The organism is Stenotrophomonas maltophilia group sp. Smal32 (assembly GCF_030237085.1).
Lineage (GTDB): Bacteria > Pseudomonadota > Gammaproteobacteria > Xanthomonadales > Xanthomonadaceae > Stenotrophomonas > Stenotrophomonas maltophilia_Q.
This window is the reverse complement of the sequence record NZ_JASJSI010000002.1, coordinates 75525-92656: the sequence shown is the minus strand read 5'-3', so window position 1 is coordinate 92656 and position 17132 is coordinate 75525. Positions and strand designations below refer to the sequence as shown.

14 protein-coding genes and 1 pseudogene are annotated in these 17132 nt (G+C 67.0%); 3 read left to right on the top strand and 12 right to left on the bottom strand.

Annotated features, from left to right (window positions below):
• Positions 1-3: 3 nt before the first annotated feature.
• Genes QRO91_RS00915 through QRO91_RS00905 form a run of 3 tightly spaced genes read right to left on the bottom strand, consistent with a single transcriptional unit; the run spans position 4 to position 2729 of the window.
• Positions 4-735: a LytTR family DNA-binding domain-containing protein gene (locus QRO91_RS00915; protein WP_049428891.1), complete on the bottom strand. Its 732-nt coding sequence runs from the start codon at positions 733-735 to the stop codon at positions 4-6.
• Positions 732-1778 carry a sensor histidine kinase gene (locus QRO91_RS00910; protein ID WP_049428921.1) on the bottom strand — a complete coding sequence of 349 codons (1047 nt, stop codon included), beginning with the start codon at positions 1776-1778 and terminating at the stop codon, positions 732-734. Before QRO91_RS00910 ends, QRO91_RS00915 begins: the two co-directional genes overlap by 4 nt.
• A gap of 24 nt (positions 1779-1802) precedes the next feature.
• Entirely contained in the window at positions 1803-2729 is a 927-nt protein-coding gene (locus QRO91_RS00905; protein WP_049428892.1) for an alpha/beta fold hydrolase, read from the bottom strand.
• Positions 2730-2932: 203 nt separating this feature from the next.
• Between QRO91_RS00905 and metF the strand changes: the two genes are divergently transcribed.
• Both metF and QRO91_RS00895 read left to right on the top strand, forming a co-directional pair.
• The gene (gene metF / locus QRO91_RS00900) at positions 2933-3760 is read left to right on the top strand and encodes a methylenetetrahydrofolate reductase [NAD(P)H] (RefSeq protein WP_049428893.1); all 828 of its coding nucleotides are present in this window, start codon (positions 2933-2935) and stop codon (positions 3758-3760) included.
• 40 nt (positions 3761-3800) lie between these two features.
• Positions 3801-4385, top strand: a complete 585-nt coding sequence (locus tag QRO91_RS00895) for a DUF4124 domain-containing protein (protein ID WP_049428894.1) — start codon at positions 3801-3803, stop codon at positions 4383-4385.
• Positions 4386-4488: 103 nt separating this feature from the next.
• On the opposite strand, the gene QRO91_RS00890 is transcribed toward QRO91_RS00895, so the two are convergent.
• The 3 genes from QRO91_RS00890 to QRO91_RS00880 form a co-directional block, all read right to left on the bottom strand.
• Complete coding sequence (locus QRO91_RS00890) at positions 4489-5445, bottom strand: Nudix family hydrolase (protein WP_049428895.1); 957 nt, start codon at positions 5443-5445, stop codon at positions 4489-4491.
• Positions 5446-5546: 101 nt separating this feature from the next.
• Positions 5547-8279 carry a preprotein translocase subunit SecA gene (secA, locus tag QRO91_RS00885; RefSeq protein ID WP_049428896.1) on the bottom strand — a complete coding sequence of 911 codons (2733 nt, stop codon included), beginning with the start codon at positions 8277-8279 and terminating at the stop codon, positions 5547-5549.
• A gap of 250 nt (positions 8280-8529) precedes the next feature.
• A complete protein-coding gene (locus QRO91_RS00880) occupies positions 8530-9486 on the bottom strand; it encodes a M23 family metallopeptidase (RefSeq protein ID WP_049428897.1) in 957 nt (318 codons plus the stop codon).
• A 12-nt stretch (positions 9487-9498) separates the two neighbouring features.
• Between QRO91_RS00880 and QRO91_RS00875 the strand changes: the two genes are divergently transcribed.
• Positions 9499-9948 (top strand): DUF721 domain-containing protein, encoded by a 450-nt coding sequence (locus tag QRO91_RS00875; protein WP_197619757.1) that lies wholly within the window; start codon positions 9499-9501, stop codon positions 9946-9948.
• Positions 9949-10230: 282 nt separating this feature from the next.
• Here the strand turns inward: QRO91_RS00875 and lpxC are convergent, their stop codons facing one another.
• From lpxC to murC, 6 genes and pseudogenes are all read right to left on the bottom strand, one after another.
• On the bottom strand, positions 10231-11142 hold the full coding sequence (gene lpxC / locus QRO91_RS00870; protein ID WP_004143722.1) for a UDP-3-O-acyl-N-acetylglucosamine deacetylase: 912 nt from the start codon (positions 11140-11142) through the stop codon (positions 10231-10233).
• A 192-nt stretch (positions 11143-11334) separates the two neighbouring features.
• On the bottom strand, positions 11335-12570 hold the full coding sequence (gene ftsZ, locus QRO91_RS00865; RefSeq protein ID WP_049428898.1) for a cell division protein FtsZ: 1236 nt from the start codon (positions 12568-12570) through the stop codon (positions 11335-11337).
• 170 nt (positions 12571-12740) lie between these two features.
• Entirely contained in the window at positions 12741-13976 is a 1236-nt protein-coding gene (gene ftsA / locus QRO91_RS00860) for a cell division protein FtsA (RefSeq protein ID WP_005408083.1), read from the bottom strand.
• 68 nt (positions 13977-14044) lie between these two features.
• A pseudogene (locus QRO91_RS00855) lies at positions 14045-14722 on the bottom strand (cell division protein FtsQ/DivIB); the annotation flags it as partial.
• Entirely contained in the window at positions 14719-15681 is a 963-nt protein-coding gene (locus QRO91_RS00850; RefSeq protein ID WP_049428900.1) for a D-alanine--D-alanine ligase, read from the bottom strand. The pseudogene QRO91_RS00855 and the gene QRO91_RS00850, both read right to left, overlap by 4 nt.
• The gene (murC, locus tag QRO91_RS00845; protein WP_049428901.1) at positions 15678-17114 is read right to left on the bottom strand and encodes a UDP-N-acetylmuramate--L-alanine ligase; all 1437 of its coding nucleotides are present in this window, start codon (positions 17112-17114) and stop codon (positions 15678-15680) included. Before murC ends, QRO91_RS00850 begins: the two co-directional genes overlap by 4 nt.
• Between the last annotated feature and the right edge of the window lie 18 nt (positions 17115-17132).

Sequence of the window (17132 nt, the reverse complement as noted above, 5' to 3'; positions counted from 1 at the left end):
CCGCTACAACGCCATCCGCTCGCGCAGTTCCCGCGCCTGCCGCCGCGACACGTCCACTTCACTACCGTCGTCCAGCGTCAGGTCGTAGCCATCGGCAATGCTTGGCGTCACGCCACGGATGCGGCGCAGGTTGACCAGGGTGTTGCGGTTGGCACGGAAGAACAGATCCTGCGGCAGGCGTGCTTCCAGCGCGCTCAGGCTGCGGGTCAGCAAGGCGTTCTGGTCACGGAACCACAGCCGCGTGTAGTTGCCATCCACCACCAGCCGGCGGATCTCAGAGACCGCGACGAACCAGCAGCGTTCGCCCTCGCGCACGAACACCTGGTCCTGCGCGCCCAGCGTGCCGCGCGACTCTGGCGCCTCGGCTGAAGCCACTTCGCGCTGACGTGCCCGCTCCAGCGCCTCGAGCAACCGCGGCGCCTCCACCGGCTTCACCAGGTAGTCCAGCGCGTTGGCCTGGAACGCGCGCACGGCATAGGTGTCGTAGGCGGTGACGAACACCACCGCCGGCACCGTTTCCAGACCGTCCAGCACATCGAAACCGCTGCCGGAGGGCATCTGCACGTCCAGCAGCACCAGGTCCGGCGCCAGCGTGGCGATCGCCTCGCGCGCGGCGGGCACATCGTCGGCTTCGCCCACGCACTGCACCCAGGGCAACGCCGACAACAGCGTGCGAAGCTCCTGCCGCGCCAACCGTGCATCATCGACGATCAACACGCGCAGTACGCGACTCATTGCGGAATCTCCAGCAGGGCCTGCATGCGGTCGCCGACCGGCTGCAGGGTGAAACGGCCACGCGAACCGAGCTGCGCACGCAGATAGGCCAGACCCACACCATGCCCGTGGGTGGGCTCGCTGGCGTTGCCCAGCGGGTTGTCCACCTGAAGGCGCAACACGTCGTCGTCCAACGTGGCCCGGATCTCTATCCCGCCACCGCCGGGACGACTGGCGATGCCGTGCTTGATCGCATTTTCCACCAGCAACTGCAGCGCCATCGCCGGCAACTGCGCCTGCAGGGCGTCGGCATCGATGTGCCGAGCTACCTGCAGGCGCTGCTCGAAGTGGATGCCCTCGATCGCCAGATAGTCATCCACCACCGCCAGTTCTTCGGCCAGCGTGACCTGCTCGCTGCGATTGTGCGCCAGCGCCTGGCGCAGCGTCCGCGACAACCGCGTGACCATGTCGCGCGCGCGTTCGGGATCCTCCAGGATCAGCGCGCGCAGATTGTTCAGCGCATTGAACATGAAGTGCGGATTGAGCCGCGCACGCAGCGCATCACGTTCCAGCGCACTGCGTTCGGCTTCGGCACGCAGGCGCGCCAGTTCGGCACCGCGAATGCGGCGAAGGCTGTGCAGGCTCGCCCAGAGTGCGGTCCACAGTGCCAGCATCACCGCCGTGGTGTACCAGTAGAGCAGCAGCGCCTTGGGGCTGAAGTCGGCCACCTGGCGCCCGATGCCTACCCATCCCCAAGCCAGCGCTGCGTGCAGCGCGATGTTCACCAACGCCTGCGCCAGCGCGGCCCCCACGGCCACTGACAGCGCCAGTCGCAGCAGCAACCCGACGGTACCGCGCGACCACCAGCCGGCGCGCAGGGCCAAGGCGCGGATGCCGCCGCTGCACCCGAACAGGGTCACCGCCAGGCCGACCGTGATCAGTACACCGGCACTTCCGGCGTCGGCGAGATAGGCATGCCGCAAGCCAAGGCCCGCAGCGCCGTAGAGCGCCCACACCAGTGCATTGAGCAGCCAGAAGCGTACCGACGAAGAGGAATCCCGCATGTCCATTCCGAGACGTGTTGAAACTCAGGGGTGGCGGTCGAGGAAGGCCTGCACCTGCTCCTGCAGCCAGCGCGGATCATCCCACATCAGGAAGTGGAACCCCTGCGCGCTCATCGCGACCTGCACGCCCTGCAGTTTCGCGTACTGGGCCTGGAATACGGCGCGGGTGCTTTCCTCGGTACCCCCCATCGGCTGGTAGCCGGCCCAGCTGCCCAGCACCAGCGTCGGCGCGCTGATCGAGGCGATGCTGTCACGCAGGTCGGTGGTCATCACCGCGTGCATGGCGTCGGCGGTGGTCTGGCGATCACTGCTCTCGCCCCAGCCGCCCAGCTCGGCCTGCCGCTGCGGATCGCGGGTCATGCCCGGCAGGCCCGCCTTCAACTGTGCCTGCCATTGCGCGGCGTCGGCGGCGAGCATGCCCTTGCGCAGCTGGTCGGCCATCGGCCGCACGCTGTTCGCGGTGGCGTTCGGGTCGCGCGCCGCCGGTAGGAACGGCAATGCATCAACCACCACCAGGGCGCTGACCGCCTTCGGCTGGGCCTGCGCCATCTGCAGGCCCAGCAGGCCGCCCAGGCTGTGCCCGACCACCACCACCGGGCCCAGCTGCCGGTCATGCAGGTAGGCCAGCAGCTGCCCACGCATCGCCGGCAGGAAGTCGGCCGGGCGCGGGTCGGCGGGCGTGGCGCCGGCAAAGCCCGGCAGCTGCGCCAGATGGCACTGCACGTCCTTCAGCGCCAGGCAGGTCTCGCGCCAGACCTCGGCGCTGCTGTTGAGACCGGGAATCATCAGCAGCGGACGGCCCTTGCCGACCACCTCGACCTGCACCTTGCCGGTGCCTGTGGCGGCCGCCGCATGGGCCGAACCGGAGCCAAGCACGGCCATCGCCATGCCGATCATCGCCAACCGGGCCAGCGCCTTCATTGCGTACCAGAGTGCCAGGAAGATCTTCATCGTCTGCTCCTTCATCGGGTGGGTGTTGCCGGGATGGGAACAGCGTGGGCCCGGCCGACACATACCGGTTGCGATTTCGGAGCAGCGGCCGAACGGCGGGGCGAACGGTCGCAGGCTGAGGCTGGCGGGCCCTCACGCGACCATCAAACATCCATCTTGATGGAGAGATATACTGCTCCACACCAACCGCCGCCGCCCGCGCCATGACCGCCATCAGCTTCGAGTTCTATCCGCCCAAGACCGACGAACAGCGCAGCCAGCTGGACCGTGCCGCGGCCAAGCTGAAGGACTACGATCCCCAATACGTGTCGTGTACCTTCGGCGCCGGTGGCTCAACCCTGAGCTATACCTCCGAGACCGTGCGCCACCTCAACCAGCATCACGGCTTCGATGCCGCGCCGCACCTGTCCTGTGTCGGCGGCACCCGCCAGGAAATCCGCGAGCTGCTCAAGCTGTACCGTGCCATCGGCTGCCGCCGCCTGGTCGCGCTGCGCGGTGACCTGCCCTCGGGCATGGGCTTCCCCGGCGACATGCGTTATGCCGCCGAGCTGATCGCCTTCATCCGCGCCGAGCACGGCGATGCGTTCCACATCGAAGTGGGCGCGTATCCGGAGACGCACCCGCAGGCGAGCGATGCGCTGGCCGACCTGAAGCACTTCAAAGCCAAGATCGATGCCGGTGCCGATGCGGCGATCACCCAGTACTTCTTCAACCCGGATGCCTACTTCCACTTCGTCGATGAAGTGCGCCGGCTCGGCGTGCAGGTGCCGATCACGCCGGGCATCATGCCGATCGCCAACTTCAGCCAGCTGCGCCGCTTCTCCGAACAGTGCGGCGCGGAAATTCCGCGCTGGATCAGCCGCAAGATGCAGGCCTACGGCGATGACGCCGAATCGGTGCGTGCATTCGGCACCGAAGTGGTGGCCCGGCTGTGCCAGCGCCTGATCGAAGGCGGCGCACCCGGCCTGCATTTCTACACCTTGAACTTGGCCAAGCCGACCACTTCAGTGCTGAAACTGCTGCGGGGCTGAAAGCACGCCATGCGGACCTGATCAGCGCTACCCTTTCTGGATGATCCGCCTTTCCCTCCTGCTGGTGCTGTTGCCGCTGTGCGCGATGGCCCCTGTTGCCCATGCGCAGTCCCCGCGCCTGAACCGCTGCACCGATGTGCAGGGCCAGAGCGTCTACACCGACCGCCCCTGTGACAGCGTGGGCGCACGGTCACGGCTGCCGCCGCCCGCCCCCACCGGCAACACCGCACCGCGCGACACATTGGGTGCGCGCTGCCCACGCCGGCTGAGCGAGCTCGTGGACGCATTGCGCAACGGCATCCTCAGCAACGATGTGAACCGGCTCTCTTCGCTGTACCTGTGGGGTGCGGTGTCCGACGCGGGGGCGCAGCGCATTCTCGGCCAACTGGAATCGCTGGCACGGCGGCCGCTGGTGGACGTGGTGCCGGTGTATCCGCGGCAGGACCAGATCGCAGTGCCGGAGGAGGGTCAGAGCCCTGCTGCGCAGGGGTCCGACCCTGAGCCGCCGGCCGCGCGGCATCCGGTCGGCCTGCGCCTGGAGCAGACGTTGCCGGGCAGCGTTGCGCGCGCCTCGACGGTGCTGGGATTGCGGCGGCAGTACGGGTGTTTCTGGATCACGTTGTGATCGGGAGGGGTCGGATCCCTTTCCAGTGGAAAGGGCTCTGACCCCGGATTGCCGCGATGGGGTCAGAGCCCTGCTGCGCAGGGATCCGACCCCGCGTGCCGGTTCACGCCGGCCACAACCCACGAATGGCGGCGATGCCCTGCGCGCCGTGGCGACGTGCTTCGGTGATGTGGCCGCTGCCCATGCCGCCCAGGGCGTAGATCGGCAGCGATACCTGCGCGCGCAGTTCGGCAAAGGCATCCCAACCCAGCGGCGAGGCATCGGGATGGCTGGCGGTGGCCTGCACCGGGCCAAGCACCGCGAAGTCGCAGCCCAGCTGCTGTGCGGCCTGCAGCTGCTGCAGGTCGTGGCAGGATGCGGCCACCAGCTGGCCACCGGGGAGTGGACGCTGCGACAGTTCCAGCAGCTGTTCGCTGCCCAGGTGTACGCCCACGCCCAACGCACGCGCCAGTTCGATATCGCGGTTGAGCAGCCACTGCACGCCGCTGCGGCGATGCACACGCACAGCCTGCTCGACCATCGCCTGCCGCTGCGGATGCGCCGGCGGCAGGCGCAGCTGGATGCGCTGCTGGCCACCCGCTACCGCACGCTGCAGCTGCTCATGCCAGTGCTGCACGCCGCCATCATTGTCGGCAGGCGCCGGGGTGATCAGGTAGCGGTCGGGCTGGCGCAGGGCGGCCACCACCGGCAGATCAGCCGGCGGCATCGAATAGCGGCCCAGCTTGTCCGGTGCCACCCAGGTGATCGCCTGGCCCTCGCGCCCGCGTGGCGTGCCCTTCCAGCTGCGCACATGGCGCACTTCCAGGGTCAGGTGCTTGTCCGGGTAGCGCTGCGGCACGTCCATCAGCCACTCGCCGACATCGGCCTCGATGCCCAGTTCTTCGCGCAGCTCGCGCACCAGCGCCTGTTCGGAGGTCTCCCCGGATTCGCGCTTGCCGCCCGGGAACTCCCACAGGCCGGCCATGTCGCGGTTCTCGGTTCGGCGGTTGAGCAGCACGCGGCCACGCGCGTCGGTGATGACGGCGGCCACGACATGGATCGATCGGGTGGGGGAAGGCATGGGGGAAGCATGCCCAGAACAGGGCGGCCCGCGCAATCTCGGATCTGGCCAGGATCATGCGCCGCAAAAGAAAAGCCCCGCTTTCGCGGGGCTCTTCGGGATCAGCTCAGCTGGCCGTGGCAGTGCTTGTACTTCTTGCCACTGCCGCACGGGCACGGATCATTGCGGCCGATCTTCGGCTCGTCGCGCTGCAGCTGCGCCACGCCCTGCTGGGCGGCCTGTACCTGCGCGGCTTCCTCGTCGGCGCTGTAGCCACCCATGTCCTGGTGCTGGAACTGCGACTGGCGCAGGCGGGCTTCCACCTGCTGGCGCTCGGCCGCTTCCAGCGCCTGCACTTCCTCGTCGCTGCGGATGCGCACGCGCGACAGCAGGGTCACCACTTCGCGCTTGACGTTTTCCAGCATGTCCGAGAACAGCTCGAAGGCTTCCTTCTTGTATTCCTGCTTCGGCTGCTTCTGCGCATAACCACGCAGGTAGATACCCTGGCGCAGGTAATCCATGCGGGCCAGGTGCTCCTTCCAGCTCTGGTCCAGCACGGTCAGCATCACGTGCTTCTCCAGCGCACGCATGGTCTCTTCGCCCACGCCGGCTTCCTTCTCGGCGAAGTGCTGGTTCACGCGTTCCTGCACCTTGGCGGCGATGGCTTCGGCGTCCAGTTCCTCGTGTTCCTTGACCAGGCCGGTCAGCGACATCTGCAGGCCGAAGTCCGACTCTAGGGTCGCTTCCAGGCCGCGCAGGTCCCACTGCTCGTCGATCGAGTTCGGCGGCACGAAGCGGGCGACCACATCGAAGATCACGTCATCGCGGATGCCGTCGACGTTGGCCTTCACCGACTCGGCATCCAGCAGCTCGTCGCGCTGGGCGTAGATCACCTTGCGCTGGTCATTGTTGACGTCGTCGAAGTCCAGCAGGTTCTTGCGGATGTCGAAGTTGTGGGCCTCGACCTTGCGCTGCGCCTTTTCGATCTGGCGGCTGACCAGGCGGTCCTCGATGACGTCGTCTTCCTTCATGCCCATCATGCGCATGGCCTTCTGCACCCAGTCGGAGGCGAAGATGCGCATCAGGTTGTCTTCCAGCGACAGGTAGAAGCGCGACGAACCCGGGTCACCCTGGCGGCCCGAACGGCCACGCAGCTGGTTGTCGATACGGCGCGACTCGTGGCGCTCGGTACCGACGATGTGCAGGCCGCCAGCAGCCTTCACCGCATCGTGGCGCTTCTGCCATTCGGCCTTGACCGCGGCCTTCTGCTCGTCGGTCGCGTCCTCGCCCAGGGCGTGGATCTCGGCTTCCAGCGAACCACCCAGCACGATGTCGGTACCACGACCGGCCATGTTGGTGGCGATGGTCACGGCGGCCGGACGACCGGCATTGGCGACAATGGTCGCTTCGCGGTCGTGCTGCTTGGCGTTGAGCACCTCGTGCTTCACGCCGGCCTTGCTCAGGTGCTCGGACAGCATTTCCGAGGTTTCGATCGAGGTGGTACCCACCAGCACCGGCTGGCCGCGCTTGGCGCACTCTTCGATGTCGGCCAGCACCGCGTTGAACTTGCCCTTGCGGTTGAGGAAGACCTGGTCCGGGCTGTCCTTGCGGATGGTCGGGCGGTTGGTCGGGATCACCACCACTTCCAGGCCGTAGATGCTCTGGAATTCGAACGCTTCGGTATCGGCCGTACCGGTCATGCCGGACAGCTTCTTGTACATGCGGAACAGGTTCTGGAAGGTGATGCTGGCCAGCGTCTGGTTCTCGCGCTGGACCGGCACGCCTTCCTTCGCCTCCACCGCCTGGTGCAGGCCGTCGGACCAGCGGCGGCCGGCCAGGGTACGGCCGGTGAATTCGTCGACGATGACCACTTCGCCGTCGCGCACGATGTAGTCCACGTCACGCTGGTAGATGGCGTGCGCGCGCAGCGCGGCATTGAGGTGGTGCACGACGGTCAGGTTCTGCGCCGCGTACAGGCCTTCAGTCTCGCCATCGAGGATGCCGGCTTCGACCAGCAGCTGCTCGGCGTGCTCCATGCCCGCTTCGGACAGGTGCACCTGCTTGCCCTTCTCGTCGACCCAGAAGTCGCCTTCGCCGTCTTCCGCTTCCTGCTTGACCAGGTTCGGCACGACGCGGTTGACGCGGATGTACAGCTCCGGGGAGTCATCGGCCGGGCCGGAGATGATCAGCGGGGTACGCGCTTCGTCGATCAGGATGGAGTCGACTTCGTCGACGATGGCGTAGTGCAGGCCGCGCTGGTAGCGGTCGGCCTTGGACAGCGCCATGTTGTCGCGCAGGTAGTCGAAACCGAATTCGTTGTTGGTGCCGTAGGTGATGTCGGCGGCATAGGCTTCGCGCTTGTCGCTGTGCGGCATGCCCGGGTAGACCACGCCCACGCTCAGGCCCAGCCAGTTGTACAGCTTGCCCATCTGCGCGGCGTCGCGGCGGGCCAGGTAGTCGTTCACGGTGACCACGTGCACGCCCTTGCCTTCCAGCGCGTTGAGGTACACCGGCAGGGTCGCCACCAGGGTCTTGCCTTCACCGGTGCGCATTTCTGCGATCTTGCCCAGGTGAAGCACCATGCCGCCGATCAGCTGCACGTCGTAGTGGCGCATGCCCAGCACGCGGCGGCCGGCTTCGCGGCAGACCGCGAAGGCTTCCGGCAGCACCTTGTCCAGGGCTTCACCGTCGGCGATGCGCTGCTTGAACTCCGGCGTCTTGGCCTGAAGCTGCTCGTCGGAAAGCTTCTCGATCTCCGGCTCCAGCGCATTGATCTTGGCGACGATGCGGTTGAGCTGGCGCAGCTGTCGTTCGTTACGACTGCCAAATACGCGGGTAAGCAGGCTGTTGATCATTGAAGGAACCGGGTTGGATGGACACGACGCCCGGCCTCCCCCTTGGGATCCGTCCGCCGCAAACGAAACAGGGCGCCTGGCGCCCTGTCGATGGCAACACCCATTGTAGCTTGGGACGGGCGGCTGAGGTTTCAACCCTTTGGCGATGGGGTCAGGGCCCTTCCGCGCTGCGGAAGGGATCCGACCCCGTGCGGGATCGGGGTCGGATCCCATTCGCCATGGCGAATGGGCTCTGACCCCAGGCCTGGGATCAACCGCGGCTGATGCGCCCGACCGGCGTGTTGCCGCCGTCGCCGAGGAACTTGCGCGGGTTGACCACGTTGCCGTTCTCCCACACCTCGAAGTGCACGTGGGCGCCGGTCGAACGGCCGGTGGAACCGGCCTTGGCCACTTCCTGGCCCGCACGGACCAGGTCACCGGCCTTCACCACCAGGCGCGAATTGTGCGCGTAGCGGGTGACGTAGCCATTACCGTGGTCGACGTCGACCACGTTGCCGTAGCCGCCCTTCACACCGGCGAAGCTGACCACGCCCTCGGCCACGGCCATCACCGGGTCACCGACCCTGGCGTGGAAGTCCATGCCCTTGTGGGTGGCGGCACCGCGGCCGAACGGGTCGGCGCGGGTGCCGAAGCCGGAGGTCACGTAGCTGTTGCGGATCGGCATGCGCGAGGGCACGGCGTTCTGCTGCAGCTGGTGGTCGAACATCAGCGATTCCATCACCGACAACTGGCGGCCTGAAGCAGCGAAGCGCTGCTCCAGCACCTGTAAGTCGGCGTTGACGTCCTTGACCGGGATGTCGCTGGTCGGGCCGCCGGCATCGCCATCACCGAGGCCGGGGGTCTCGTTGAAGTCGAATTCGCCGTCTTCCAGCTTGCCCATCTGGGTCAGCCGTTCGCCCAGGGCGTTCAGGCGGGTGGCCTGCGCCTGCAGCTCGCCGAGGCGGGCCGCCAGTGCGTTGACCTGGGTCTGCGCATCGCGCTTGACCTTGGCCAGTTCCGCATCCTGGCGCTCGACCTTGGCCTGCAGCCGGGAATCATTCAGCGCGCTGGCGCCAATGCCGCCAGCAAGGCCGATAATGCAGCCTACCCCGAGCACGCTGCCCAGCAGGGCACGGGGGCGGTCCTCGAAATAGAACCGCAAACGCGCGATCGGCGACGACTTGGCCTGTCCTTCACGCGTTTTGATTACGATCTTTTTGAATGCCATCAGTGAGTTTTCATGTCTGAGCCGAAATCCAGCGTTCGCCCCGCGTCAGTGCCGAAGCCGGCGCTGGATGCGGTGATGGCGGACAAAAGCGGGAACCCGCTGCGGCGTGCCTTGTGGCTCGACGCGCTGGACCGTCAGTTGCGCCCCCAGTTGCCGCCAGCTCTGCGCAGCCGTTGCCGGCTGGCCAATGTGGACGGGGAACACCTCGTTTTTCTCGTCGAGTCCCCGGTCTGGCATGCCAAGTTGCGGCTTGCCGAAGCCCAGTTGCTCGACGCGGCCCGTTCCATCGGGCTGAAGGCCACCAGGGTGACCATCAAGACTGCGTCCACCACTCCCTCACGCTCCCCAGCGATCGACAACCGGAATGGCCCCCACGCAGTTTCAGCCGCCACGCACAAAGGGCTACGCGACGCCTTGGCTTGCCTGCAGGACGTTCCTTCGAAGCCGAAGAAGCGGTCCTGACGACAACGGAGCATCCGGCTCCGCTCCCCGTCGCGCGTGTCACCACGGCGTGAAACATTTCGGGGGCCGGGTCGCATCCTAGCTGCCATCCGGGGGCCTGTCGTTAGATTGTTGTTAAAACCGCGTTAAATTCAGGCTTCCGATCCAACAGGTTCACAAAACCGTGACCTCGAACCGGCCTTGATGGCCGTCAAGCATGCTGAATGCGATGTGGGTTGCGGAAACGACAACGCCGCCCTTCCGGGCGGCGCTTTTGTCTTTAAATTCAACAGCCTGCAGGAATCAGGCGTAGGCCGGCGTGGCGTACTCGACCGGATCCGGCGTGGCCGGCGAGTCGAAGCTGACCCATTCCCAGGCGGTGGCGTCGGCCATCAGTGCCCGCACCAGCTTGTTGTTGAGCGCATGGCCGGACTTGAAGCCCTCGTAGGCGCCCAGCACCTGGCCACCGGCCAGATAGAGGTCGCCGATCGCGTCGAGGATCTTGTGGCGCACGAATTCGTCGGCGTAGCGCAGGCCGTCTTCGTTGAGCACGCGGAACTCGTCCAGCACGATGGCGTTGTCCATCGAACCGCCCAGGCCCAGGTTGCGCTCACGCATGTATTCCAGGTCGCGCATGAAGCCGAAGGTGCGCGCGCGGGAGATTTCCTTGGTATAGGCCAGCGTCGAGAACTCGATTTCCTGGCGCGACTGCTTGGCCGGGATCATCGGGTGGTCGAACTGGATGGTGAAGCCCAGCTTGTAGCCCTCATAGGGGGTGAAGCGGGCCACCTTGTCACCCTCGGTCACTTCCACGGTCTTCAGCACGCGAATGAAGCGCTTGGGCGCATCCTGTTCCACGATGCCCGCCGACTGCAGCAGGAACACGAACGGGCCGGCCGAACCGTCCATGATCGGCAGCTCGGCCGAAGACAGTTCGACGATGATGTTGTCCACACCCAGGCCGGCCAGTGCCGACATCAGGTGTTCGACGGTCTGGATCTTGGCGTCGTTGCAGGTCAGGCCGGTGCACAGGGTCACTTCGGTGACCAGCTCGGCCTTGGCCGGCACTTCCACGACCGGGTCCAGGTCCACGCGGCGGAACACGATGCCATGGTTGACCGGTGCCGGGCGCAGGGTCATGTAGACCTTGTCACCGCTGTGCAGGCCAACGCCAGTGGCGCGGATCGTGTTCTTGAGGGTGCGTTGCTGGATCATGGGGGATGGACCGGAAGTGACACATTAGATTAACACGCACGGTCCCCTACCCCGGCTGAAAGGCAGGCAGGACACACCGGCGCGCCAATGGGACGCACATGAAGCGTGGCGGCCGGGCCCATCCTGGCCCGGCGCCCGCGTTTTCAGGACATGGTGGCGCAACCCGGGGAGGACAACCCCGGGCCGCCCCGCTTAGTCCGCCTGGCGGCGCAGGAACGCCGGGATGTCCAGGTAATCGTTGGGCAGTTCAGCGGCCGCCGGAGCCGAAGCGGCCGGAGCCGACGGCGCAGAAGCGGAAGCGGTGTCGCTGCTGGCACGACGCAGGCCCAGGCCCATGCCGCCCACGGCCTTGGACACGGCGTCGCCGCCGTTGTCGAAGTCGCCGAATTCCGGCTGGCCGGTGGTGGCGTTGCGCACCAGCTTGATCGGCGCACGTTCGCCCGGACGCTGGGTCTTGCTGGCCGACACGCGGTTCAGGCCGGTGGCAACCACGGTCACGCGCACTTCGTCCTGCATGTCCGGGTCGAGCACGGTGCCGACCACGACGGTGGCGTCTTCCGAAGCAAAGCCGTCGATGGTGCGGCCGATCTCGTCGAACTCGGCCATGGTGAAGTCGGCGCCAGCGGTGATGTTGACCAGGATGCCGTTGGCACCGGCCAGGTTCACATCGTCCAGCAGCGGGTTCTGGATGGCCGATTCGGCCGCGGCCTGGGCGCGGTCATCGCCACGGGCGGTGCCGGTACCCATCATCGCCAGGCCCATTTCGGACATGACGGTGCGCACGTCGGCGAAGTCGACGTTGATCAGGCCCGGACGCACGATCAGGTCGGCGATGCCCTGCACGGCGCCCTGCAGCACGTCGTTGGCGGCACGGAAGGCCTGGATCATGGTCGCGTTGCGGCCCAGCACGGTGATCAGCTTCTCGTTCGGGATGGTGATCAGCGAGTCGCAGTGCTGGCTCAGTTCCTCGATGCCCTTCAGCGCCACCTGCATGCGGCGACGGCCTTCGAACGGGAACGGCTTGGTGACCACGGCCACGGTCAGGATGCCCATTTCCTTGGCCAGCTGCGCCACCACCGGTGCAGCACCGGTGCCGGTGCCGCCGCCCATGCCGGCGGTGATGAACACCATGTCCGCACCCTGCAGGGCGTCCATGATGCGCTCACGGTCTTCCAGCGCGGCCTGGCGGCCGACTTCCGGGTTCGCGCCTGCGCCCAGGCCCTTGGTCACGTTGGTACCCAGCTGCAGCTGCAGCTTGGCACCGCAATTCTTGATGGCCTGCGAGTCGGTGTTGGCGGTGATGAATTCCACGCCATCCACTGCCGAGTTGACCATGTGCGCCACGGCATTGCCGCCGCCGCCGCCCACGCCAACCACCTTGATCACCGCATTGGGTGCCATCTTTTCGATCAGTTCAAAATGCGCCATGTCCGTGTCCTCGTTGTATCCGCTTTGGCTGGCATGGGCATTCGGGCGTCCTGCCGTCCTGCTGCATGCCGACGTTGCGGCTGTGTGGGTTGTGTGTTGCCGGTGTTGCGTTGTGATGCGGGTACTGCGGGTACTGCGACCGGGCCAGGCCCGGGTTTACGGGTTCGGCGTCAGAACTCGCCGCGGAACCAGGTCTTGAGTTTCTTGAACATGCTTCCGGCGCGCCCGGTCGGCAGCGACGGCCGCCGCGGGTGCTCGATCTGGCTGCCCATCAACAGCAGGCCCACGCCGGTGGCATGCACCGGGTTGCCCACCACTTCGCCCAGCCCGGTGACGTGCTGCGGGATGCCCACGCGCACCGGCATCTGCAGCATTTCCTCGGCCAGCTCGACCACGCCTTCCATCTTCGAAGCGCCACCGGTCAGCACCATGCCGGCACGCACCAGTTCCTCGAAGCCGGAGCGGCGCAGTTCGGCCTGCACCATCTCGAAGATTTCCTCGTAACGGCCCTGCACCGCCTGCGCCAGCGAATGGCGCGGCATGCGGCGCGGCGGGCGGTCGCCCACCGACGGCACCTGGATGCTTTCCTCGGCGGTAGCCAGCTGGGCCAGGGCGCAGGCGTAGCGCACCTTGATCTGCTCGGCTTCCGGGGTCGGCGTGCGCAGCATGTGCGCGATGTCGTTGGTCACGTGGTCGCCAGCGATCGGCAGCGAGGCGGTGTGGCAGATCGCGCCCTGCACGAACACGGCGATATCGGTGGTGCCGGCGCCCATGTCGACCAGCACCACGCCCAGCTCGCGCTCGTCGGCGGTCAGCACCGCCACGCTTGAGGCCAGCGAGGACAGCACCAGGTCGTCCACCTGCAGGCCGCAGCGCTGCACGCACTTGCTGATGTTCGCCGCGGCCGACTGTGCGCACACCACCAGGTGCGCATGCACCTCCAGGCGCACGCCGGTCATGCCGACCGGGTTGCGGATGCCTTCCTGCGAGTCGTCCAGCACGTACTCGCGCGGGATCGCATGCAGGATCTTCTGGTCGGCCGGGATCGCCACCGCCTTGGCCGCATCGAGCACGCGATCCAGGTCGCCCCAGGTCACTTCCCCGTCGCGGATCGGCACGATGCCCGGCGAGTTCTTGCACTGCACGTGGTTGCCGGAGATCGAGGCGTACACCGAGCGGATCTCGCAGCCGGCCATCAGCTCGGCTTCTTCCACCGCGCGCTGGATCGACTGCACGGTCGATTCGATGTCCACCACCACGCCGCGCTTCAAACCGCGCGACTCGTGCGAGCCGATGCCGATCACTTCGATCGGGTTGCCCGGCGAATACTCACCCACCAGCGCCACCACCTTGGAGGTGCCGATGTCCAGGCCAACGATCAGCGATTTGTCACCCTTGCGATTCATGTCCTTTCCTGCGTCCTGCTGGCCGGGGTCGCCGGCGTTTTCGCCGGCGTGGCCGGGGTACCCCAGCTCAGCGTGAAACCATTGGTGTAACGGAGGTCGGCGCGCTCGATCGGCGCGTCCTGGCGGTTCAGCTGCGGCAGCACCTTGACGAAGCGCTGCATGCGCGAGCGCGCGTCGTCACGGCCCACCACCACTTCGGTGCCGTTGCTCAGCACCAGCGACCAGCTGCCGCGTGCATCCATCGTCACCCGGCGCACATCGACGCCGGCGGGTGCGAACAATGCACGCGAGTCGCTGTACAGCTTCATCACTTCTTCGGTCTGGCTGTCCGGACCGTCCAGTTCCGGCAGCGCCAGGTCGGCCAGCTTCTTCGGCGTGGGGAACAGCTTGCCCTGCTCGGAGACCAGGCGATCGCTGCCCCAGCGCGCGAATGGCTTGTGCTCGACCAGGGTCACTTCCAGCACATCCGGCCACTGCTTGCGTACCCGCGCGCTTTCCACCCACGGCAGCTTTTCCAGTGCGTCCTGGGCATCCTGCAGCTTGACCGCGAAGAACCCGGCGCGCGCATACGGCAGCAGTACCTGCTGCAGCTGCTCGGCCGGTACACGCTTGAACTCACCATGCACGCGCAGCTTCGCCAGCGGCCAGCGCTCGGCGCCGACCCAGCCATTGACCACGGCCACCACCGGCAGTGCAACCACCGACAGCGCCAACAGCCAGACGAAGATGCGCAGCACCGCGTTCATGCGTGCGAGGCCTCCAGGGTCTGTTCCAGCACGCGCCACACCAGCTCTTCGAAGCTGATGCCGGCCTGGCCGGCCGCCTTGGGTACCAGCGAATGGCTGGTCATGCCCGGCGCGGTGTTCACTTCCAGCAGGAAGAAGCGGCCGCTGCTGCGATCACGCATGACATCCACGCGGCCCCAGCCACGGCAACCGGCAGCGCGGAACGCGGCCAGCGCGATGCGCCGGATTTCTTCTTCGTCCTCACCGTCCAGGCCCGGGCACAGGTACTGGGTGTCCTCGGCGATGTACTTGGCGTTGTAGTCGTACCACTGGCCCTTGGGCACGATGCGGATCGACGGCAGCGCGACGTCGCCGAGGATGGCAACGGTCAGTTCGTCGCCGACCACCATCTGCTCCATCAGCAACTGGCCGTCGTAGCGCGCGGCCAGCGCCACGGCCTCATCCAGACCGGCATCATCGGTCACCCGGCTGATGCCTACGCTTGAACCTTCGTTGGCCGGCTTCACCACCACCGGCAGGCCCAGTTCGGCCGCCAGCCGATGCACGTTGGACGCGTCGACCTTCCGGTACTGCGGGGTCGGCAGGCCCAGCGACAGCCACACCTGCTTGGTGCGGATCTTGTCCATGCTCAGCGCCGAGCCCAGCACGTCCGAACCGGTGTACGGCACGCCGAAGGCGTCCATCAGGCCCTGCACGATGCCGTCCTCACCGCCACCGTTGTGGCCGTGCAGGATGTTGAACACGCGGTCGATGCCGCCAGCGGCCAGCGCCTTGGCCAGCGCCGGGATGCCGTCCACGGCGAACGCATCGATGCCGCGCGACTGCAGCGCTTCCAACACGTTGCGGCCGGAGTCCAACGACACTTCGCGCTCGCTGGAACTGCCGCCCAGCAGCACGGCGACGCGGCCGAACACGGCCGGGTCGGTCACGCGCAGCGGCGGGAAGGTCAGCGTGCTCACGCTTCACCCTCCGCCTTGAAACCTTCCACGGCGATATGGCTCGCGACGGCACCAATATCGCCCGCCCCCATCATCAGCAGCAGGTCACCGTCCTGCAGCACGTCCGGCAGCACGCTGGCCAGTTCGGCAGCCTTGCCCACCACCACCGGCTCGCTGCGGCCGCGCGCGCGGATGGCACGGGCCAGCGCGTGCGAATCGGCACCGGCAATCGGTTCCTCACCGGCCGGGTAGACCTCGCTCAGCACCAGTGCATCGACGCTGGACAGCACGGCGGCGAACTTGTCGAACTGGTCGCGGGTACGGCTGTAGCGGTGCGGCTGGAAGGCCACCACCAGGCGCTTGTCGGCCCAGCCTCCACGGGCGGCGGCGAACACCGCTTCCAGCTCGCTCGGGTGATGACCGTAGTCATCGATGATGCGGACCTTGGCACCGCTGGCGGTGGTTACTTCGCCCAGATCGTTGAAGCGACGGCCGACACCGGCAAATGCTTCCAGCGCGCGTGCGATGGCATCCGGGGCCACGCCCAGCTGCCAGCCCACTGCGGCGGCGGCCAGTGCGTTCAGCACGTTGTGCCTGCCCGGCAGCGCCAGCACCACTTCCTGGCTGGTGCCCTGCGGCAGGCGCAGGGTGAAGCGCATGCGCGAGCCTTCCTGCACCACGTTCTCCGCGCGCACATCCGCCTGCGGGCTCATGCCGTAGCTCATCACGTGGCGCGGGGTCTTGGCGGCCAGTGCGGCCACTTCCGGGTCGTCGATGCACAGCACCGCCAGGCCGTAGAACGGCAGGCGCTGCAGGAACTCGGCGAACGCGGCCTGCACGCGGGCGAAGTCGTTGCCGTAGTTCTCCAGATGATCCGCATCGATGTTGGTGATGATCGACATCAGCGGGTTCAGGCGCAGGAAGCTGCCATCGCTTTCGTCGGCCTCGGCCACCAGCCACTGCCCACCGCCCAGCTTGGCGTTGGCACCGGCGGCCAGCAACTGGCCACCGATCACGAAGGTCGGGTCCAGGCCCCCTTCGCTCAGCACCGCAGCGGTCAGGCTGGTGGTGGTGGTCTTGCCATGGGTACCGGCCACGGCGATGCCACGGCGGAAACGCATCAGCTCGGCCAGCATCGCTGCGCGCGGCATGATCGGAATGCGCTGGCTGCGCGCTTCCATCAGTTCCGGGTTGTCTTCGCGGATGGCGCTGGAGACCACCACGCAGTCGGTGCCCAGCACGTTGGCCGCCGAGTGGCCGCGCATGATGCGCGCACCCAGGCTGGCCAGGCGGCGGGTCGCCACGTTGTCGGCGTTGTCCGAGCCGGACACTTCATAGCCCAGCGTCAGCATCACTTCGGCGATACCGCTCATGCCGGTGCCGCCGATGCCGACGAAATGCACGCGCGGGAATGCGCGCACCAGGTCGTTGGTGTCGTGCAGGCGGCGGATCATGCGCGGCCTCGCGCAGGG

Bases quoted from the DNA above. Each gene is read 5' to 3' on its own strand.
- QRO91_RS00915 (WP_049428891.1), bottom strand. From the start codon at position 735: ATGAGTCGCGTACTGCGCGTGTTGATCGTCGATGATGCACGGTTGGCG.
- QRO91_RS00910 (WP_049428921.1), bottom strand. From the start codon at position 1,778: ATGCGGGATTCCTCTTCGTCGGTACGCTTCTGGCTGCTCAATGCACTG.
- QRO91_RS00905 (WP_049428892.1), bottom strand. From the start codon at position 2,729: ATGAAGATCTTCCTGGCACTCTGGTACGCAATGAAGGCGCTGGCCCGG.
- metF (WP_049428893.1), top strand. From the start codon at position 2,933: ATGACCGCCATCAGCTTCGAGTTCTATCCGCCCAAGACCGACGAACAG.
- QRO91_RS00895 (WP_049428894.1), top strand. From the start codon at position 3,801: ATGATCCGCCTTTCCCTCCTGCTGGTGCTGTTGCCGCTGTGCGCGATG.
- QRO91_RS00890 (WP_049428895.1), bottom strand. From the start codon at position 5,445: ATGCCTTCCCCCACCCGATCGATCCATGTCGTGGCCGCCGTCATCACC.
- secA (WP_049428896.1), bottom strand. From the start codon at position 8,279: ATGATCAACAGCCTGCTTACCCGCGTATTTGGCAGTCGTAACGAACGA.
- QRO91_RS00880 (WP_049428897.1), bottom strand. From the start codon at position 9,486: ATGGCATTCAAAAAGATCGTAATCAAAACGCGTGAAGGACAGGCCAAG.
- QRO91_RS00875 (WP_197619757.1), top strand. From the start codon at position 9,499: ATGTCTGAGCCGAAATCCAGCGTTCGCCCCGCGTCAGTGCCGAAGCCG.
- lpxC (WP_004143722.1), bottom strand. From the start codon at position 11,142: ATGATCCAGCAACGCACCCTCAAGAACACGATCCGCGCCACTGGCGTT.
- ftsZ (WP_049428898.1), bottom strand. From the start codon at position 12,570: ATGGCGCATTTTGAACTGATCGAAAAGATGGCACCCAATGCGGTGATC.
- ftsA (WP_005408083.1), bottom strand. From the start codon at position 13,976: ATGAATCGCAAGGGTGACAAATCGCTGATCGTTGGCCTGGACATCGGC.
- murC (WP_049428901.1), bottom strand. From the start codon at position 17,114: ATGATCCGCCGCCTGCACGACACCAACGACCTGGTGCGCGCATTCCCG.